This is a genomic window from Shinella agrisoli (genome assembly GCF_046557955.1).
GTDB lineage: Bacteria > Pseudomonadota > Alphaproteobacteria > Rhizobiales > Rhizobiaceae > Shinella.
In genome coordinates, this window is the sequence record NZ_JBJIEP010000001.1 from 424,538 (window position 1) to 440,516 (window position 15,979).

The 15,979-nt window shown below is 68.9% G+C and carries 16 protein-coding genes; 9 read left to right on the forward strand and 7 right to left on the reverse strand.

Annotated features, from left to right (window positions below):
- Nucleotides 1–30: 30 nt before the first annotated feature.
- Together ACIIOY_RS02050 and ACIIOY_RS02055 are read right to left on the reverse strand one after the other, a co-directional pair.
- A complete protein-coding gene (locus tag ACIIOY_RS02050; RefSeq protein ID WP_411032936.1) occupies nucleotides 31–1,311 on the reverse strand; it encodes a hemolysin family protein in 1,281 nt (426 codons plus the stop codon).
- A 112-nt stretch (nucleotides 1,312–1,423) separates the two neighbouring features.
- Nucleotides 1,424–2,296: a LysR substrate-binding domain-containing protein gene (locus tag ACIIOY_RS02055; RefSeq protein ID WP_411032937.1), complete on the reverse strand. Its 873-nt coding sequence runs from the start codon at nucleotides 2,294–2,296 to the stop codon at nucleotides 1,424–1,426.
- A 94-nt stretch (nucleotides 2,297–2,390) separates the two neighbouring features.
- On the opposite strand from ACIIOY_RS02055, the gene ACIIOY_RS02060 reads away from it, so the two are divergent.
- Nucleotides 2,391–2,783 (forward strand): tautomerase family protein, encoded by a 393-nt coding sequence (locus ACIIOY_RS02060; RefSeq protein ID WP_411032938.1) that lies wholly within the window; start codon nucleotides 2,391–2,393, stop codon nucleotides 2,781–2,783.
- Nucleotides 2,784–2,788: 5 nt separating this feature from the next.
- Here ACIIOY_RS02060 and ACIIOY_RS02065 read toward each other — a convergent pair whose 3' ends face one another.
- Nucleotides 2,789–3,046: a hypothetical protein gene (locus tag ACIIOY_RS02065; RefSeq protein WP_411032939.1), complete on the reverse strand. Its 258-nt coding sequence runs from the start codon at nucleotides 3,044–3,046 to the stop codon at nucleotides 2,789–2,791.
- 170 nt (nucleotides 3,047–3,216) lie between these two features.
- Here ACIIOY_RS02065 and hemF point away from each other — a divergent pair, with 170 nt between their 5' ends.
- The 3 genes from hemF to ACIIOY_RS02080 all read left to right on the forward strand — a co-directional run bounded on the left by hemF (nucleotide 3,217) and on the right by ACIIOY_RS02080 (nucleotide 4,834).
- Nucleotides 3,217–4,128, forward strand: coding sequence for an oxygen-dependent coproporphyrinogen oxidase (hemF, locus tag ACIIOY_RS02070; RefSeq protein WP_411032940.1), 912 nt, complete (start codon nucleotides 3,217–3,219; stop codon nucleotides 4,126–4,128).
- 198 nt (nucleotides 4,129–4,326) lie between these two features.
- The gene (locus tag ACIIOY_RS02075; RefSeq protein ID WP_411032941.1) at nucleotides 4,327–4,482 is read left to right on the forward strand and encodes a hypothetical protein; all 156 of its coding nucleotides are present in this window, start codon (nucleotides 4,327–4,329) and stop codon (nucleotides 4,480–4,482) included.
- Nucleotides 4,483–4,642: 160 nt separating this feature from the next.
- Entirely contained in the window at nucleotides 4,643–4,834 is a 192-nt protein-coding gene (locus ACIIOY_RS02080) for a DUF1059 domain-containing protein (RefSeq protein ID WP_411032942.1), read from the forward strand.
- 15 nt (nucleotides 4,835–4,849) lie between these two features.
- Here the strand turns inward: ACIIOY_RS02080 and ACIIOY_RS02085 are convergent, their stop codons facing one another.
- From ACIIOY_RS02085 to ACIIOY_RS02095, 3 genes are read right to left on the reverse strand one after another with little or no spacing between them, the layout of a single operon-like run.
- Nucleotides 4,850–6,109 carry a CCA tRNA nucleotidyltransferase gene (locus ACIIOY_RS02085; protein WP_411032943.1) on the reverse strand — a complete coding sequence of 420 codons (1,260 nt, stop codon included), beginning with the start codon at nucleotides 6,107–6,109 and terminating at the stop codon, nucleotides 4,850–4,852.
- Nucleotides 6,106–6,738, reverse strand: a complete 633-nt coding sequence (locus ACIIOY_RS02090; protein ID WP_411032944.1) for a CoA pyrophosphatase — start codon at nucleotides 6,736–6,738, stop codon at nucleotides 6,106–6,108. The genes ACIIOY_RS02085 and ACIIOY_RS02090 overlap by 4 nt, the downstream gene beginning before the upstream one ends.
- Nucleotides 6,735–7,352 carry a DUF1285 domain-containing protein gene (locus ACIIOY_RS02095; RefSeq protein WP_411032945.1) on the reverse strand — a complete coding sequence of 206 codons (618 nt, stop codon included), beginning with the start codon at nucleotides 7,350–7,352 and terminating at the stop codon, nucleotides 6,735–6,737. Before ACIIOY_RS02095 ends, ACIIOY_RS02090 begins: the two co-directional genes overlap by 4 nt.
- Nucleotides 7,353–7,564: 212 nt before the next feature.
- Here ACIIOY_RS02095 and ACIIOY_RS02100 point away from each other — a divergent pair, with 212 nt between their 5' ends.
- From ACIIOY_RS02100 to ACIIOY_RS02120, 5 genes are all read left to right on the forward strand, one after another.
- The gene (locus ACIIOY_RS02100; protein ID WP_411032946.1) at nucleotides 7,565–8,578 is read left to right on the forward strand and encodes an AAA family ATPase; all 1,014 of its coding nucleotides are present in this window, start codon (nucleotides 7,565–7,567) and stop codon (nucleotides 8,576–8,578) included.
- Nucleotides 8,579–8,591: 13 nt separating this feature from the next.
- A complete protein-coding gene (locus tag ACIIOY_RS02105; protein ID WP_411032947.1) occupies nucleotides 8,592–9,512 on the forward strand; it encodes a DUF58 domain-containing protein in 921 nt (306 codons plus the stop codon).
- Nucleotides 9,509–12,319, forward strand: a complete 2,811-nt coding sequence (locus ACIIOY_RS02110) for a DUF4159 domain-containing protein (protein WP_411032948.1) — start codon at nucleotides 9,509–9,511, stop codon at nucleotides 12,317–12,319. Before ACIIOY_RS02105 ends, ACIIOY_RS02110 begins: the two co-directional genes overlap by 4 nt.
- Before the next feature lies 1 nt (nucleotide 12,320).
- The gene (locus tag ACIIOY_RS02115) at nucleotides 12,321–14,393 is read left to right on the forward strand and encodes a hypothetical protein (RefSeq protein ID WP_411032949.1); all 2,073 of its coding nucleotides are present in this window, start codon (nucleotides 12,321–12,323) and stop codon (nucleotides 14,391–14,393) included.
- A 194-nt stretch (nucleotides 14,394–14,587) separates the two neighbouring features.
- A complete protein-coding gene (locus tag ACIIOY_RS02120) occupies nucleotides 14,588–15,124 on the forward strand; it encodes a glyoxalase superfamily protein (protein WP_411032950.1) in 537 nt (178 codons plus the stop codon).
- 169 nt (nucleotides 15,125–15,293) lie between these two features.
- Here the strand turns inward: ACIIOY_RS02120 and ACIIOY_RS02125 are convergent, their stop codons facing one another.
- On the reverse strand, nucleotides 15,294–15,812 hold the full coding sequence (locus tag ACIIOY_RS02125; protein WP_411033049.1) for a GNAT family N-acetyltransferase: 519 nt from the start codon (nucleotides 15,810–15,812) through the stop codon (nucleotides 15,294–15,296).
- Between the last annotated feature and the right edge of the window lie 167 nt (nucleotides 15,813–15,979).

Below are 15,979 nucleotides of genomic sequence, written 5' to 3' on the forward strand. Positions count from 1 at the left end.
CCGGACGCAAAGCCGCTATGCGTTTTTGCCCTAATCGAGGCGCGTGGCGAGCAGCTTGTCGACGCGCCGGCCGTCCATGTCGACGACCTCGAAGCGCCAGCCCTGGGTCTCCGTGATCTCGCCGGTCTTCGGAAGCTTCTGCAGCGATTCGATGACGAGGCCGGCCGCCGTCTGGTAGCTGCGGCGGGCCGGCAGCGTCAGGCCGAGGCGGTCGGCCATCTCGTCGATCGGCATCGAGCCGGCGATGAGCCAGGAGCCGTCCTCGCGCTGCACGGCATAATCGTCATCGCCTTCATCGATGTCCGCGCGGAAGACGCCGGCGATCGCCTCCAGCACGTCGGCCGGGGTGATGATCCCTTCGAAGTGGCCGTATTCATCGTGGATGAGCAGGATCGGCACTTCCGAATTGCGCAGCGTTTCCAGGACGCGCATGGCATCCATCGTGTCCGGCACGATCGGCGCGGCCCTGACGAAGGAGCGGATGTCGAGCGGCTGGCCTGCGAGCATGGCGGAGAGCAGCTCGCGCTTCTGGACGATGCCGACGATCGTTTCCGGCCCGCCGTCGGCGACCGGAAGGCGGGAATGCTGGCTCTCGACGAGCTGCTGGTGGATTTCCTCGATCGTGTCGCCGAGGTCGATCCAGTCGACGTCGTTGCGCGGCGTCATGAGGCCGCGCGCCTCGCGGTCGGAAAAGCGCATGACGCCGGCGATCATCTGCTTTTCGCCGCCCTCGATCACGCCCGCGGCCTCGGCTTCCGCGACGATCGTCTTGATCTCCTCGTCCGTGACGATGCTTTCGGACACTTCATGCTGGCCGAGCAGGCGGAAGATCAGCCGCGTCGACGCGTCGAGCACCCAGACGGCCGGCGCGCCGATCTTGGACAGCAGCGACATGGCGGGGGCGACGAGCGTGGCGAAGCGCTCCGGATTCTTCAGCGCGATCTGCTTGGGCACCAGCTCGCCGACGACGACCGAGAGGAAGGTGATCACCGAGATGACGATGCCGTAGCCGAGCGGATCGGCCAGCCAGTCCGGCACGCCCTCGGCATAGAGGATGTCACGCAGGCGCCCGCCGAGCGCGGCACCGGAGAAGGCACCGGCGAGGATGCCGATGAGGGTGATGCCGATCTGGACGGTGGAGAGGAATTTTCCGGGGTTTTCCGCAAGCTTCAGCGCCGATGCCGCGCCGCGCGAGCCCTGGGCCGCCATGGTCTTGAGGCGCGGCTTGCGCGAGGAAACGATGGAAAGCTCGGAAAGGGCGAAAACCCCGTTCAAGAGGATGAGGAAGACAGCAATCGCGAGTTCGAACAAGGACTGTGAGCCGTGCTTGAGAACCGCAACGGCGCCTTTCTGTTGATGACGATGGCCGCAAGATAGGGGCGCGAGGGTCCGCCGTCAATCGAACTTGCCGGCCAGAATGTCGTCAGGACGGGCTGGCGAGCATGTCGAGGAGGATGTCGCGCAGCCGCAGAACCGGCGCGGAAGGCATGGCCTCGGCCGTGTGCAGCATCAGGTCGACGCTGCCGAGCACCGGCAACCCCGCCCGTTCCGGGTCGAGAACGCGAAGGTGCGGCGGCATGCCGGCGGTGGTGCGGATCGTCACGCCGAGCCCGGCCGTCACCGCCGCCCAGAGGCCGGCAAGGCCGGGACTGGCGAAGACCTGCCGCCATTCGCGCCGCGCCGCCGAAAGCGCATCGACGGCCGCCGTGCGGAAGGAACAGGGAGGATCGAAGGCGATGAGCGGCACCGCCTCTTTCGCCGGCAGCGCGTAGTCCGCGGCCGCGATCCAGACGATCGGATGGGTGGCGACATGCTGGCAGTGGAGGCTGCGCGGACCGCCCCAGGTGACGGCCATGTCCAGATCGCCGCGCTCCACCGCCGCCACAAGCTTGGCGCCGCGATCGACCCGCGCCTCCACCCTGAGCTTGGGATGGGCGCGCGAAAACCGGCCGAGCACCGGCGGCAGCGAGGTCTCCGCGAAATCCTGCGGGATGCCGAGCCGCAGCCAGCCGTCGAGCGACCGGCTGGAGCCGAGCATCATCATCGCCTCGTCGTTGAGGTCGAGGATGCGCACCGCATAGTCATAAAGCGCCTCGCCGGCATCGGTGAGCGCAAGGCCCCTGCCCTGCCTGGTGAACAGCGTCTGGCCGCTGAGATCGGAAAGCTTCCTGAGCTGCAGGCTGACGGCAGGCGGCGTGCGGCCCAACGCTTCGGCCGCCTTGGCGAAACTGCCGAGCCGCACGCCGGTAACGAAGGTGCGCAGCACGTCCATGTCGAAGTTGCGGGCGGAAACCATTCAGTTTTCCAAAACTATAGAGAAAATACTTCTCAATTTTAAAAACCATAGTCCTACCATAGCCTCGTCCCGTCAACAGCGACAGGAGACGACCATGCCCTTCCTTCACATCCGCATATCCGGCCGCAGCCTCGACGACGCCGAACGCCTCCATCTCCAGGACGAGGCCACCCGCCTTGCCGTCACCCTGCTCGGCAAGCGCGCCGAGGCGACCGCCGTCCTCGTCGAGGAGCAGGCGATAGCGGGCTGGACGGTCGGCGCCCGCCGCCTGCCGGCCGCCGGCTATCTCGAAGTCCTCGTCAGCGAGGGCACGAACACCGCCGAGGAGAAGGAGCGGTTCATCGCCGCCGCCTACGGTCTCCTCGAGGAAGCCGTCGGCGTCCCGCTCAACCCGGTCACATACGTGGTCGTGCGCGAGGTGAAGATGGACAGCTGGGGCTACGGCGGCAGGACGCAGGAGAACCGGCGGATCGCCGCGGCGGCGTGAGCGCGTCAGTCGGCGCTCGGCAGCCGGCGCATGGTGAATTCGATGCGGTCGCCTTCCAGCGCCCGCCAGCTCTCCACTTCCGTCCAGTACGCGGCCTTCGGCCATAGGTCGAACCATTCGCGCGCCTTTTCCCGCGCCGCCTGCCGTTCCAGGCAGAAGGTCTCGCGCACGAAATGGCCGCCGCCGGCGGGCTTCTCGCGGCGGCGGCGCTCGATCTGGCGCCGGAGCCCGTCGAGAGGGGGCGGCCCGGGAACACGCGCCATGCAGATTTCCTCCTGGCAGCACATTCTATGGAGATAAGATAAGCCGGCCCCGTGCCTTTTGCGAGTCCCGCCGTCTCCGGCCGGCGAGGCCCTTCCGGTTGCCAAACGGCGCAAAGTTGAGGACTGTGGCCGAAATGCGATTCGGCGTCGAGCCGCCAGCGGGAAGAACCATGGAACGACCAGACCTGCCGAAAGGCCTGCCCGAGGACATCGAGGACAAGAAGGAACGGGCCCGCGCCTGGTTCGAGCAGCTGCGCGACGCGATCTGCGCGAGCTTCGAGGCGATCGAGGACGACCTGGAAGGCCCGCTGTCCGACCAGCCGCCGGGCCGTTTCGTCGGCAAGGACTGGCTGCGCGAGGACGGCGAAGGCGGCGGCGGCCGCATGTCGATGATGGAAGGCCGCGTCTTCGAGAAGGTCGGCGTGCACACCTCCACGGTCCACGGCGAGTTCTCGCCCGAATTCCGCACCCAGATCCCCGGCGCCGCCGAAGACCCGCGGTTCTGGGCCTCCGGCATCTCGCTGATCGCCCATCCGGTGAACCCCAACGTGCCGGCCGTGCACATGAACACCCGCATGGTCGTCACCACCAGCCGCTGGTTCGGCGGCGGCGCGGACCTGACGCCGGTGCTCGACCGCCGCCGCACGATGAGCGACCCGGACACCGCCCTCTTCCACAAGGCGATGGAGATCGCCTGCAACCGCCATCCGGTCGCCGACCACGCCCGCTTCAAGGAATGGTGCGACGAATACTTCTTCCTCAAGCACCGGGGCGAGCCGCGCGGCACCGGCGGCATCTTCTACGACTGGCTGCATTCGCCGGAGGAGCTCGGCGGCTGGGAGGCGGATTTCGCCTTTACGCAGGACGTCGGCCGCGCCTTCGCCATGGTCTATCCGAAGATCGTGCGCGCGAACTTCAACAAGGGCTGGACGGAGGAGGACCGCGACGAGCAGCTGATCCGCCGCGGCCGCTACGTCGAGTTCAACCTGCTCTACGACCGCGGCACGATCTTCGGCCTCAAGACCGGCGGAAACGTCGAGTCGATCCTCTCCTCCCTGCCGCCGGTCGTGCGCTGGCCATGAATGCCCGCGCAAAGGGCGCTCTGCTAGCAGGCTTGTGATTACGGGTTCGCCCGCCGCCGTGGTAGAATGCACCTGCATGATTCCACGGAGGAGGCAGTCATGGTCAATGCGCTACAAGACGCAGTGCATATGGGTTCCAACCCGCAATCCCCCGATTTCCTGGATCGTTTCGCCGAAACAATGCGCGCGGGAAGCGGCGTGGACCTTCCGCATGCCTATTTCGTCGAGGAGGCCCGGCTGAGGCTTTCGGGCGGCAGCAAGCTCCATCACCTTGCCGACCCCCGCACGAAACCGGAGCAGCTGCAGTCATCCGCCTGCTTCGATGCCTGGGCGAAGGACGAAGACGCCGCCTGACCGCATCCGGCTGAATGCGGTACCCTTGCGCACCGGGGCGGAACTCCGGGCCGTCTTTCCCGTTCCCGAAACGGGTTCTTCAGGACCCGGACGGGTTCCCGTTTGGCCGACGGGGCCGCGTCTGCTACACTGGCCCCGTTGAAACGACAGGAGATAGGTCATGAGACTTTTTGAATGCGGTTCACTCGTGCCCGGATGCGACTGGCATACGCGGGCCAATGACGACGCCGAAGTCGTTCGCCGCGCGGTCGAGCACATGCGCACCGCCCACGGCGAAACCACGATCCGGGAAAGCATGGTCGACCACATCAAGGAGCGCATCGTGGACGAGAAGAAGGCGGACGCGGCCTGACGGCCCGCCCCGTTTTCAGCCTTCCTTGGCAAGCACTTCCAGCCGGGCAAGCAGCTTTGCCCGGCCGTCGTGGAAATTGCCCGCCACCCATTCGTCCTCGATCGCATCGAGCACCGAGCCGACCTTCGGCCCGGCCGGCACGCCGGCGGCAAGCACGTCCGCGCCCGTCAACGGGAAGGAGGGCTTGCGCCACTTTTCGGCGCGCGCAAGCAGGCGCTGGCAGAGGCCGGCAAAGGCCAGCGCTTCCCCGTCTCCGAGACCGCGCGCCCGCGCGGAGGAAAGCGCCAGCTTCAGCCGCATGGTGAGGCCTTGCGGCCCGTGGCGATAGAGCAGCCGGTCGAACGCCGTCTCCGCCAGCTTCGGCGCGATCTGCGGGGCAGCCGCCCAATGGTCGAGCGCCGCCGCTTCCGCCTTCGAGAGGCGCAGGCGCCCGGCGAGCGTCTTCAGCCGCTCGCGATCCGGCGGCACGATGGCGGCAAGCCGCAGCAGCGCATCCGGCTTCCAGCCGAACGCCTTTTCCGTATCGATAAGGCCGGGGATCGCATCGATGCCCCATTTTTCCGTCTCAGGCAGGATTTCGGCAAGCACGCCTGCCTGCCGCATCCAGAGCAGCGCGCGGCCGGGATCCGGCGCGGCGAGCAGCTTCTTCGTTTCGGCCCAGACCCGCTCGGCCGAGAGCTTTCCCAGCTTGTCCTTCGCCCGCGCGCAGGCCTTCAGGCCCTCCGCATCCGGCCGGCCGCTGCCGTAGAGCGCGAAGAAACGGAAGAAGCGCAAGATGCGCAGGTGATCCTCCGCGATGCGCGTGGCGGCATCGCCGATGAAGCGCACCGTGCGGCTTTCGACGTCCGGCAGGCCGTCCACGAGGTCGATGACCGTGCCGTCCCGCGTGGCGTAGAGGGCGTTGATGGTGAGGTCGCGCCGCTCGGCATCGGCCTGCCAGTTCGTGCCGAACGCCACCTCCGCATGACGGCCGTCCGTCGCGACGTCGCGGCGCAGCGTCGTCACCTCGAAGGGCTTACCGCCCACGACCAGCGTCACCGTGCCGTGCTCGATACCCGTCGGCACCGCCTTGATGCCGGCCTGCCTCGCCCGCTCGACGACGGCCTCCGGCCGCAGCGTCGTCGCGATGTCGACGTCGGCGACGGGCAGGCCCATCAGGCTGTTGCGCACCGCCCCGCCCGCAACGCGCGCCTCCCCGCCGTCGCTGTCGAGGATCGCCAGCACGCGTGCGAGCGCCGGATCGGAAAACCACGCCTCGCCCGAAACAGACGTCATGCATAGAGCCTTTCGTAGATCACCCGCACGATGCCGGCGGTGATGCCCCAGATGTTATGCCCCTCGTAGGGCATGCGGTAATAGTGCCGCTCGCCGCCGAGCCAGATGCCGCTGCCGCGCTCGTGATTGCGCGGGTCCATGAGGAAGGAGAGCGGCACGTCGAAGACCTTCTCCACCTCCGCCGGGTTGGGGATGAGCTCGAAGCCCGGCTGCACCACCGCCAGCACCGGCGTGATGGAGAAGCCGGAGAGCGCCTTGTACTGCGGTAGGCGGCCGACCGGCTCGACGAACCGGCGGTCGAGGCTGATCTCCTCCTCCGCCTCGCGCATCGCCGCCGCCTCGACGTCCTCGTCGTCATCGTCCACGGCCCCGCCCGGGAAGGCGATCTGCCCGGAATGCTTGCGCATCGTCGCCGTGCGCTGGGTGAAGATGACCCGGGCCTCCTCCCCGTCGTCGACCACGGGGATCAGCACCGCCGCATCGCGCAGCTTCATGCCTTCGAGGTGGGGGATGACGGACGGGTTGAGCAGGCTGTCGCCGTGCTCGCGCCAGCTCTCATCGCCGAGCGTCAGCGTCTGCTCCGTCGCCCGGCGGCGGAATTCCGCGGCGCTGTAGGGCGGAAGGCTCATCGGGACAGCGCATCCAGCTCGGCCGCCGGCATGATCGGGAAGATCGTGCCGGCGGAGCGCACCGCAAACATCCTTTCGCCGTCGATGTCGACGGTCTCGCCAAGCGCGACCAGGTCGTACATCACCGCCCGCGAGACCAGCGCCTCCAGCCGCCCGCGCACGAGGAGATACGGTTTCAATTCGCTGTTCTCACCCGCGATCACGAAGCGCAGCGGATGCTCCGGCCCTGCCTCCACCACGTCGCCGACATTGGTGCGGAAGGTGAGCTTGCGCTCCTCGCCCGCCCCGCTCGCATTCATCTCGACGGCGAGGAACGGCGCATCGGCGACGCGGATGCCGACCTTCTCGACCGGCGTCACCAGATAGGTCTTGCCGTCCTCGTCCTTGCGCAGGACCGTGGAGAAAAGCCGCACCAGCGGCGCGCGGCCGATCGGCGTTCCGAGGTAGAACCACGTGCCGTCGGCGCGGATCTCCATGTCGATGTCGCCGCAGAACGGCGGGTTCCAGCGCTCGACCGGCGGAAGGCCGCGCCCGCCCGTCTCGGCGCTCGCGCGCGAGATCAATGCGGCCAGTCCCGCCGCGTCGCCGCTCTCACGAATTTCGCCCGTTGCCATTGTTCCGTCCCGGTTCAACCCTATCTCCGCGAGAGGCCCCTGTTTGAAGAGGCCCGTTTCAGGAGGAAAGGGTGGATACACCATTTTCTCACGAGATAGTCATTTCGTGGCCGCTTGTCAGCCACGGGTGAGCTAATAAGCTTTCACCATAGGCAGCGAACGCGGCAAGGCCACGATTCGCCGAAAGTTTGGAACCGGCACTGGAGACGACCATGGGCGTTCAGAATTCCCCCGAGGCAGGCCTGGACGAGAAGGCGGTGATCGCGGCCGCGGAACGGGCGCTCTCCGACATCGCCGTCATCCGCAAGGAAGTCGCCAAGGTCATCTTCGGCCAGGAAAGCGTGGTCGAGCAGACGATGCTTGCGGTGCTCTCCGGCGGCCATGCGCTGCTTGTCGGCGTGCCGGGCCTTGCCAAGACCAAGCTCGTCGTGACCCTCGGCACGGTGCTCGGCCTCACCTCCAGCCGCATCCAGTTCACGCCGGACCTCATGCCCTCCGACATCCTCGGCTCGGAGGTGATGGACCAGGACGAGAACGGCAAGCGCTCCTTCCGCTTCGTGCCCGGCCCGATCTTCACCCAGCTCCTGATGGCCGACGAGATCAACCGCGCCTCGCCGCGCACCCAGTCCGCCCTCCTCCAGGCCATGCAGGAGTACCACGTGACCGTCGCGGGCGCGCGCAACGACCTGCCGAAGCCCTTCCACGTGCTCGCCACGCAGAACCCGCTGGAGCAGGAGGGCACCTATCCGCTGCCCGAGGCCCAGCTCGACCGCTTCCTGCTGCAGGTCGACGTCGATTATCCGGAGCTCGCCGCCGAGCGGCAGATCCTCCTGGAGACGACCGGCGTCGACGAGGCGCAGGCCGGTGCCGCCATCTCCGCCGACCGGCTGATGGAGATCCAGACCCTCATCCGCAAGATGCCGGTGAGCGAGAAGGTGCTCGACGCGATCCTCTCGCTTGTGCGCTCCGCCCGCCCCGGCAACGGCATCGCCTCCACCGACAAGCATGTCGCCTGGGGGCCCGGCCCGCGCGCCGGCCAGGCGATGATGCTCTGCGCCCGCGCCCGCGCACTCTACGAAGGCCGCCTCGCGCCCTCCGTCGACGACGTGCTCGCGCTTGCCGAACCGGTGCTGCAGCACCGCATGGCGCTGACCTTCGGCGCCCGCGCCGAGGGCATGTCCGTGCGCGACGTCATCGCGGGCCTCGTCCGGCAGGCGGGCGGCTGAGTGGGATAGAAGCATGGCATCCGTCGGCCAGATCGTCGAGCCAACCCCGACCCGCGAAGTGCTCTCGCGGGCCCAGGCGAGGGCCGCCCTCATTCCCGATTGCATGGTCGAGGCGCAGCGTCTCGCCAATACGGTGATCGCCGGCTGGCACGGGCGCCGCAAGCGCGGCATCGGCGAGAATTTCTGGCAGTTCCGGCCCTATGTCGACGGCGAGAGCCTGTCGCGCATCGACTGGCGGCGCTCGGCCCGCGACGACCATACCTATGTGCGCGACCGCGAATGGGAGGCCGCCCACACCGTCTGGGTCTGGGCCGACCTTTCGCCTTCGATGATGTACAAGTCGACCTTCGGCGCGGTCTCGAAGGAGAGCCGCGCGCTGGTCCTGATGCTGGCGCTTGCCGAAATCCTCGCCCGCTCCGGCGAGCGCATCGGCTGCCCCGGCATCATGGAGCCGATCGCCGCGCGCAATGCCGCCGAGCGGCTGGCGAGCGCCCTCATGCACAACGGCACGACCGGCGGCCTGCCCGACACCCGCATGATCCGCGGCAGCAGCGACATCGTGCTGATCGGCGATTTCCTCGATCCCGTCGAGGACATCATGGAGCGCCTCGCCCCTCTCGCCCGCCGGGGCCTTACCGGCCATGTCGTCGAGGTCGCCGACCCGGCGGAAGAGATGTTCCCCTATGTCGGCCGCACGGAGTTCACCGATCCCGAAAGCGGGCAGAAGCTCACCGCCGGCCGGGCCGAGACGCTGAAGGACGACTATGCCCGCGCCTATGTCGCGCGGCGGAGGACCCTTGCCGACAACCTGCGCCATCTCGGCTGGAGCTTCGTTTCCCACCGCACGGACCGGCTCGCCTCCGAGGCGCTGGTCGCCGTGCACATGTACCTTTCCGGCATGCCGGCGATGAAGACGGAGGGCCGCGGCCGATGAGCGCGTTCGCCTTCGCCTTTCCCGCCGTGCTCACCGCGCTCGTGCTGCTGCCCGTCATCTGGTGGCTCCTGCGCCTCACGCCGCCCAGGCCGCTGACCGAAGTCTTCCCGCCCTTCGCCATCCTCGCCTCGGTCATGAAGCGCGAGGAGACGCCGGCGCAGAGCCCCTGGTGGCTGACGCTGCTGCGCATGCTGATGGCCGCAGCCGTCATCCTCGCCATCGCCGACCCGGTCTTCAACCCGCGCACCAACACGCTGGCAAGCAGCGGCCCGCTCGTCCTCGTCATGGACAACACCTGGGCCTCGGCCACCGACTGGCCGCAGCGGGTGGAGACCGCCTCGGCGCTGATCGACGACGCCGAAAGCCGCGACGTGCCGGTCTCGCTGGTGCTCACCGCCGACCGCCAGCACGACGCCGTGCCGGTCGATGCCGTGACCGCCCGCAACCGCCTCGCCGCCGCCGAGCCGCGGCCGCTGCCGGCCGACCGCGCCGCGGCGGTCGCTTCGCTGCGCACCGCGCTCGACGGCACCGCGCCGGGCACCGTGGCCTTCCTCAGCGACGGCATGGCGGCCGGCGAGACCGACGAGGCGGTCTCCGCCCTACGGGCCCTCTCTCCCGCCGAATTCCGCCTGATCGAAGGCGACGGAGCCTCCGCCGTCGCCGTCACCTCGGCCGCGAACGGCGCCGATGCGCTCTCCCTCACCCTCACGCGCCTCGACGGGCGCACGGCGCGCAGCCTGCCGCTGACGGCCTACGATTCCCGCGGCCGGCCGATCGCGAGCGGCACGGCCGACTTCGCCGCCGGCGAGACGAGCGCGGCCGGCACGATCGCCGCCCCCTTCGAGCTGCGCAACGATTTCTCCCGCATCGCCATCGACGGGCTTGCCAATGCCGGCGGCACCTACCTGCTCGACGACGGCTTCCGCCGCCGCCGCGTCGCCTTCCTCTCCGGCGAGGTCGCGGATGCGAGCCAGCCGCTCCTCTCGCCGCTGCACTACATCAACCGTGCGCTCGCGCCCTATGCCGACCTGATCGAGCCGAGCGTCGCCGACCTCTCCGTCGCCATTCCCGAACTCCTCGAGCAGAACCCCTCCGTGCTGATCATGGCCGACATCGGCCGCCTGCCGGAGGACGTGCAGGGCGAGGTCCAGCGCTGGATCGAGGCGGGCGGCATGCTGATCCGCTTCGCCGGCCCGCGCCTTGCCGCCGCCCCCGCCGACGATCCGCTCGTCCCGGTCATGCTGCGCAAGGGCGAGCGCGCGCTCGGCGGCGCGCTGTCCTGGTCCGAGCCGCAGCCGCTCTCGGCCTATCCGGCAAACAGCCCCTTCTTCGGCATGCGCGCGCCGGAGAACATCCTCATCAAGCGCCAGGTGCTCGCCGAACCGACGCCGGACCTTGCCGAGCGCACCTGGGCGAGCCTTGCCGACGGCACGCCGCTGGTGACGACCGGCCCGCTCGGCTCCGGTCGCCTCGTGCTCTTCCATGTCAGCGCGGAAACCGGCTGGTCCAACCTGCCGCTCTCCGGCGATTTCGTGGAAATGCTCCGCCGCACCGTGCAGCTCTCGCGCGGCGGCGGCGTCTCGACCGGCGACGGCGGGCAGGCCCAGGGCCTGCCGCCCTACCGCCTGATGACCGCCAGCGGCACGCTCGCCGCGGCCACCGGCGAGGCCAAGCCGCTCGCCGCAGGCGACGGCGCTAGGAAGATCGCCAGCTTCGACAACCCGCCCGGCCTCTACGGCACGGAGGACGGCTATGTCGCCCACAACCTCTTCCCGCCGGGCCACGAAATCCGCCCGCTCGCGGTGGCCGAGGGCGCGGCCGTCCTGCGCGAGCCGCTCGCCGGCAGGCAAACATGGTCCTTAAAGCCGCATCTCTTCACGCTCGCCGCCCTCCTCCTTCTTGCCGACTGTGCCATCGTGCTCTTCATGGGCGGCGCCTTCGCCGCAGCCGCCCGCCGCGTGCCGAAGCGCGCGGCGACCGCCGCCGTGCTGCTGGCGCTTGCCGCCGGCTCGCTTGCGGCGCTCCCCGCGCAAAGCCGGGCGGCCGACGAGAAACCCGGCGACGAGACGATCCTGTCGCGGCTCGACACGACTCACCTTGCCTATGTCGTCACCGGCGAGAGCGAAGTGGACCGGATTTCCGAGCGCGGCCTTGCGGGCCTCACGGAATTCCTCACCTACCGCACGACGCTCGAGCCGGGCGAGCCGGTCGGCGTCGACATTTCCAGGGACGAGCTCGCCCTCTACCCGATCATCTACTGGCCGGTGAGCGCTTCGGCCGAAATGCCGTCCAGCGCCGCGATCAGCCGCATCGACGCCTATATGCGCAGCGGCGGCACCGTGCTGTTCGACACGCGCGACCAGTTCGTCTCCCTCGACGGCAGCTCGACGAGCCCGAACACCGAGCGCCTGCAGGCGATCCTCGCCAATCTCGACATCCCGCCGCTGGAGCCCGTGCCTGCCGATCACGTGCTGACAAAGGCCTTCTACCTGCTTGCGAACTTCCCCGGCCGCTATGCCGGAAGCCCGCTCTGGATCGAGGCGGAGCTGGATCGTACGGAGGACCCCTCCCGGCCGGCGCGCGCGGGCGACGGCGTGTCGCCGATCATGATCACCGGCAACGACTTCGCCGGCGCCTGGGCGACCGACGCGAACGGCATGGCGCTCCTGCCGACCGTGCCGCCGGACGAGGTGCAGCGCGACCACGCGTTCCGCGCCGGCGTCAACATCATGATGTACATGCTCACCGGCAACTACAAGGCGGACCAGGTGCACGTGCCCGCCCTCCTCGAACGGCTGGGGCAGTGACATGACCATCCAGTTCTCCCCCTTCCTGCCCTGGTTCGCCATCGCCCTCGTCGGCCTTGCGGGCCTTGCGCTCGCCGCGCTCGGCTTCTGGCGGGGCCTGCGCGGCGCGCTCGTGCGCGCGCTGGCGCTGGCGCTGCTGGTGCTGGCGCTCGCCAACCCGGTCTTCCTGCAGGAGGACCGCGAGGCGCTGTCCACCGTCGTGCCGGTCGTCGTCGACCGCAGCCAGAGCCAAGACAGCGAGCAGCGCACGGCCCAGACCGATGCCGCGCTGGAAGGCCTCAAGGAACGTTTCGCGCGCTATCCGCGCATCGAGCCGCGCATCGTGGAAGCGGGTGACGACGGCACGTCCGACACGCCGTCCACGCGCCTCTTCGACGCCCTCAATGCGGCGATCGCCGACGTGCCGCGCTCGCGCGTCGGCGGCGCGATCCTCGTCACCGACGGCCAGGTGCACGACATTCCGGAGGCCTCCGCCTTTTCCAGCTTCGAGGCGCCGGTCCATGCGCTCGTCACCGGCCGGCCGGACGAGTTCGACCGCCGCATCGAGGTGGTCAGCGCGCCGCGCTTCGGCATCGTCGGCGAGCCGCAGGAACTGACGTTCCGCGTGGTGGACGACGGCGCCGGCCCCGGCGAGGCCGCCCGCGTGACCATCCGCCTCAACGGCAACGAGATCGCCTCCGAGATCGCCCAGCCCGGCACCGAACAGCCGCTCCGCTTCACCGTGCCGCGCGGCGGCAACAACATCCTCGAATTCGAGGTGGCGCCGGTGGCGGCCGAGATCACCACGGCGAACAACCGCGCCGTCCACGTCATCGAAGGCATCCGCGAGAACCTGCGCGTGCTGCTCGTCTCGGGCGAGCCGCACGCCGGCGAACGCGCCTGGCGCAACCTCCTCAAATCCGACACTGCCATCGACCTCGTGCACTTCACGATCCTGCGTCCGCCGGAAAAGCAGGACGGCACGCCGATCAACGAACTGTCGCTCATCGCCTTCCCGACGCGCGAGCTTTTCGTCGACAAGATCAACGAGTTCGACCTCATCATCTTCGACCGCTACCAGCACCGCGGCGTGCTGCCGATCCTCTATTACGACAACATCGCGCAATACGTGGAGAACGGCGGCGCGCTGCTGATCGCGGCAGGCCCCGAGCATGCGGGCAACGATTCCATCGCCAGCACGCCGCTGTCCGTCGTGCTGCCGGCGAACCCGACCGGCGCGATGAACGAGGCGCCCTTCTATCCCCGCCTTTCCGAGCAGGGCCGCAAGCATCCCGTCACCCGCGGCCTCGAAGGCGCCGGCGAGGAGCCGCCGCGCTGGGGCCGCTGGTTCCGTACCGTCGACGTGCAGCGCCCGCAGGGCAATGTCGTGATGGAGGCGAACGACGGCAAGCCGCTGCTCGTGCTCAACCGCGCCGGCAAGGGCCGCGTCGCCATGCTGCTCTCCGACCAGGGCTGGCTCTGGGCGCGCGGCTTCGAGGGCGGCGGCCCGCACGTCTCGCTCTACCGGCGCACCGCGCACTGGCTGATGCAGGAGCCGGCGCTGGAGGAGGAGGCGCTGACCGCGCGCACCTTCGGCCGCACCCTGCAGATCAACCGCCAGACGATCGGCGACGCGCCGGGCGAGGCGACGCTGAAGCTGCCCTCGGGCAGGACGGAGCAGGTGACGCTGAGCGAGGCCGAGCCCGGCCTCTACCGCGCCGAAGTCCAGACCGCCGAGACCGGGCTCTACGAGATCACCAACGACGATCTGAGCGCGCTCGTCCATGTCGGCGCGGTCGATGCGCCGGAGTTCAAGGCGACGATCTCGACGACAGAGACGCTGAAGCCGCTGGCCGACGCCACCAGGGGCACGGTCCGCCGGCTCGTCGACGAGGACGGCGAGGCCGTCTCCCTGCCGCCGCTGCTGCCGGTCTCCGGCCAGGTGCGCACCGCCGACGAGAACCGCCTGTCGCTGCGCATGACGGACGAGACGGTGCTGAAGGGCATCAACTCGCTGCCGCTCTTCGCCGGTTTCGCCGGTGTCGGCCTCCTGTTGCTCGCCTTCTCGGCCATGTGGTATCGCGAAGGACGCTAGACGCCTTTCCGTCTGGCGTTCCCTCACGTGTTCGGCTAATCTTCCCGCGCGGCCGGAGGCGGCCGGCAGACCCGCGCCTTTCCCCAAGGCATGGCGAACGCCTCCAAGAGAACCTTTCTCCACCGTTCATCGTGGGCGAAGGCGTCGGCAACGCGGGCACTGACGGGAACTTCGCCGCAGCGAAAGGAACGGACATGCGCGATTTTCGCGATGCCAAGGCCATGGCGAAAGCCATGCGGGAAACACTTGCCGCCCGCAATATCGAGATCACCCACAGCGAAGCGCTCGAGATCGTCGCCCGCCAGTTCGGCGTCGAGACCTGGAACATCCTGTCCGCCAGGATCGAGGCTAAGCCGCCGGAAGACGGCATTGCCTTCGAGCAGGCGGTACCGATCGTGCGCATCTTCGACGTGGCGAAGGCGCATGAATTCTATCTCGGCTTCCTGGGCTTCTCCGTCGACTGGGAACACCGCTACGGCGAGAACTTCCCGCTCTACACCCAGGTCTCCCGCGGCGGGCTCAGGCTGCACCTCTCCGAGCACGCGGGCGATGCCACGCCCGGCGGCAACATGGTCGTCTACATGAAGGGCATCCGCGCCTTGCAGAAGGAGCTGATCGGCAAGAACTACCGCTACATGAGGCCCGGGCTGGAGGACGAAGGCAGGCGGCTGGAGGTGACGGTGACCGATCCCTTCCAGAACCGCATCCGCTTCATGGAACTGAAGGCCTGAAAGCCCTTTCGCGCAGGCCGCCCCCCATCCGGCTGCCGCCACCTTCTCCCCGTAAGCGGGGCGAAGGGGTATGCCGCCGGTTCCCCCAACCGATGCCCGCTCGCAGGGCACATCCCTTTCCCCGCTTGCGGGGAGAGGGCCAGGGTGAGGGGCAAACCACAGAGAAGCCTTACCGCCCTTCCGCCCCGTCGTCCCGCCAGGCGATGACGCCCTTCAGCCGTTCATGCGTGTCTTCGGCAAAGGGCATGACGAGCACGCGGGCGGGATCCACCGGGCCGGGAAAGGCCAGCGCGTTCCAGGCGACCTTCTCGAAGCCGAGCGGGCCGTAATAGGGCGGGTCGCCGACGAGCACGACGGCTTCGGAGCCCCGGCGCCTGGCTGCGGCGCAGGCGATGCGCAGCAGTTCCCGGCCGATGCCCCGGTTCTTGTGCGAGGGCCGCACGGCGAGCGGGCCGAGGAGGTGCCCCCTCACCCCGCCGGCCATCACCGGCGTCATGCGGACGGAGGCGATCGTCTCGCCGTCGTCGGTGCAGATGAAGGAGAGGGAACGGTCGTGCGGCCCCTGCTCGCGGATGCGGGCGGCCGCGCGAACGTGCCGGCCGGGGCCGAAGGCTTCTTCGTTGATGAGTTCGATGGCCGCGTCGTGGGACGCATCTTCCGTCAGGTAGACGAGATCGTGCTTGAGCATGTTCATGAAACAGGGAACCGGATACGAAGCTTGAATGCGGGCGATCGCGCCGCCGCCGGGGGGCGCAGCGTGAGCATCAGCGTCGTCGTGGGGTTCCCGTATGGAACATGGGCGGATCGTCTTCCTCGCGGGCCCGAGTGCCCGTGTTGGTCTGGGAGGATAGCAGA

Excerpts from the sequence above, each read along its gene's own strand:
- ACIIOY_RS02055 (WP_411032937.1), bottom strand. The coding sequence starts at position 2,296 with ATGGTTTCCGCCCGCAACTTCGACATGGACGTGCTGCGCACCTTCGTT.
- ACIIOY_RS02060 (WP_411032938.1), top strand. The coding sequence starts at position 2,391 with ATGCCCTTCCTTCACATCCGCATATCCGGCCGCAGCCTCGACGACGCC.
- ACIIOY_RS02065 (WP_411032939.1), bottom strand. The coding sequence starts at position 3,046 with ATGGCGCGTGTTCCCGGGCCGCCCCCTCTCGACGGGCTCCGGCGCCAG.
- hemF (WP_411032940.1), top strand. The coding sequence starts at position 3,217 with ATGGAACGACCAGACCTGCCGAAAGGCCTGCCCGAGGACATCGAGGAC.
- ACIIOY_RS02080 (WP_411032942.1), top strand. The coding sequence starts at position 4,643 with ATGAGACTTTTTGAATGCGGTTCACTCGTGCCCGGATGCGACTGGCAT.
- ACIIOY_RS02085 (WP_411032943.1), bottom strand. The coding sequence starts at position 6,109 with ATGACGTCTGTTTCGGGCGAGGCGTGGTTTTCCGATCCGGCGCTCGCA.
- ACIIOY_RS02090 (WP_411032944.1), bottom strand. The coding sequence starts at position 6,738 with ATGAGCCTTCCGCCCTACAGCGCCGCGGAATTCCGCCGCCGGGCGACG.
- ACIIOY_RS02095 (WP_411032945.1), bottom strand. The coding sequence starts at position 7,352 with ATGGCAACGGGCGAAATTCGTGAGAGCGGCGACGCGGCGGGACTGGCC.
- ACIIOY_RS02100 (WP_411032946.1), top strand. The coding sequence starts at position 7,565 with ATGGGCGTTCAGAATTCCCCCGAGGCAGGCCTGGACGAGAAGGCGGTG.
- ACIIOY_RS02105 (WP_411032947.1), top strand. The coding sequence starts at position 8,592 with ATGGCATCCGTCGGCCAGATCGTCGAGCCAACCCCGACCCGCGAAGTG.
- ACIIOY_RS02110 (WP_411032948.1), top strand. The coding sequence starts at position 9,509 with ATGAGCGCGTTCGCCTTCGCCTTTCCCGCCGTGCTCACCGCGCTCGTG.
- ACIIOY_RS02115 (WP_411032949.1), top strand. The coding sequence starts at position 12,321 with ATGACCATCCAGTTCTCCCCCTTCCTGCCCTGGTTCGCCATCGCCCTC.
- ACIIOY_RS02120 (WP_411032950.1), top strand. The coding sequence starts at position 14,588 with ATGCGCGATTTTCGCGATGCCAAGGCCATGGCGAAAGCCATGCGGGAA.
- ACIIOY_RS02125 (WP_411033049.1), bottom strand. The coding sequence starts at position 15,812 with ATGCTCAAGCACGATCTCGTCTACCTGACGGAAGATGCGTCCCACGAC.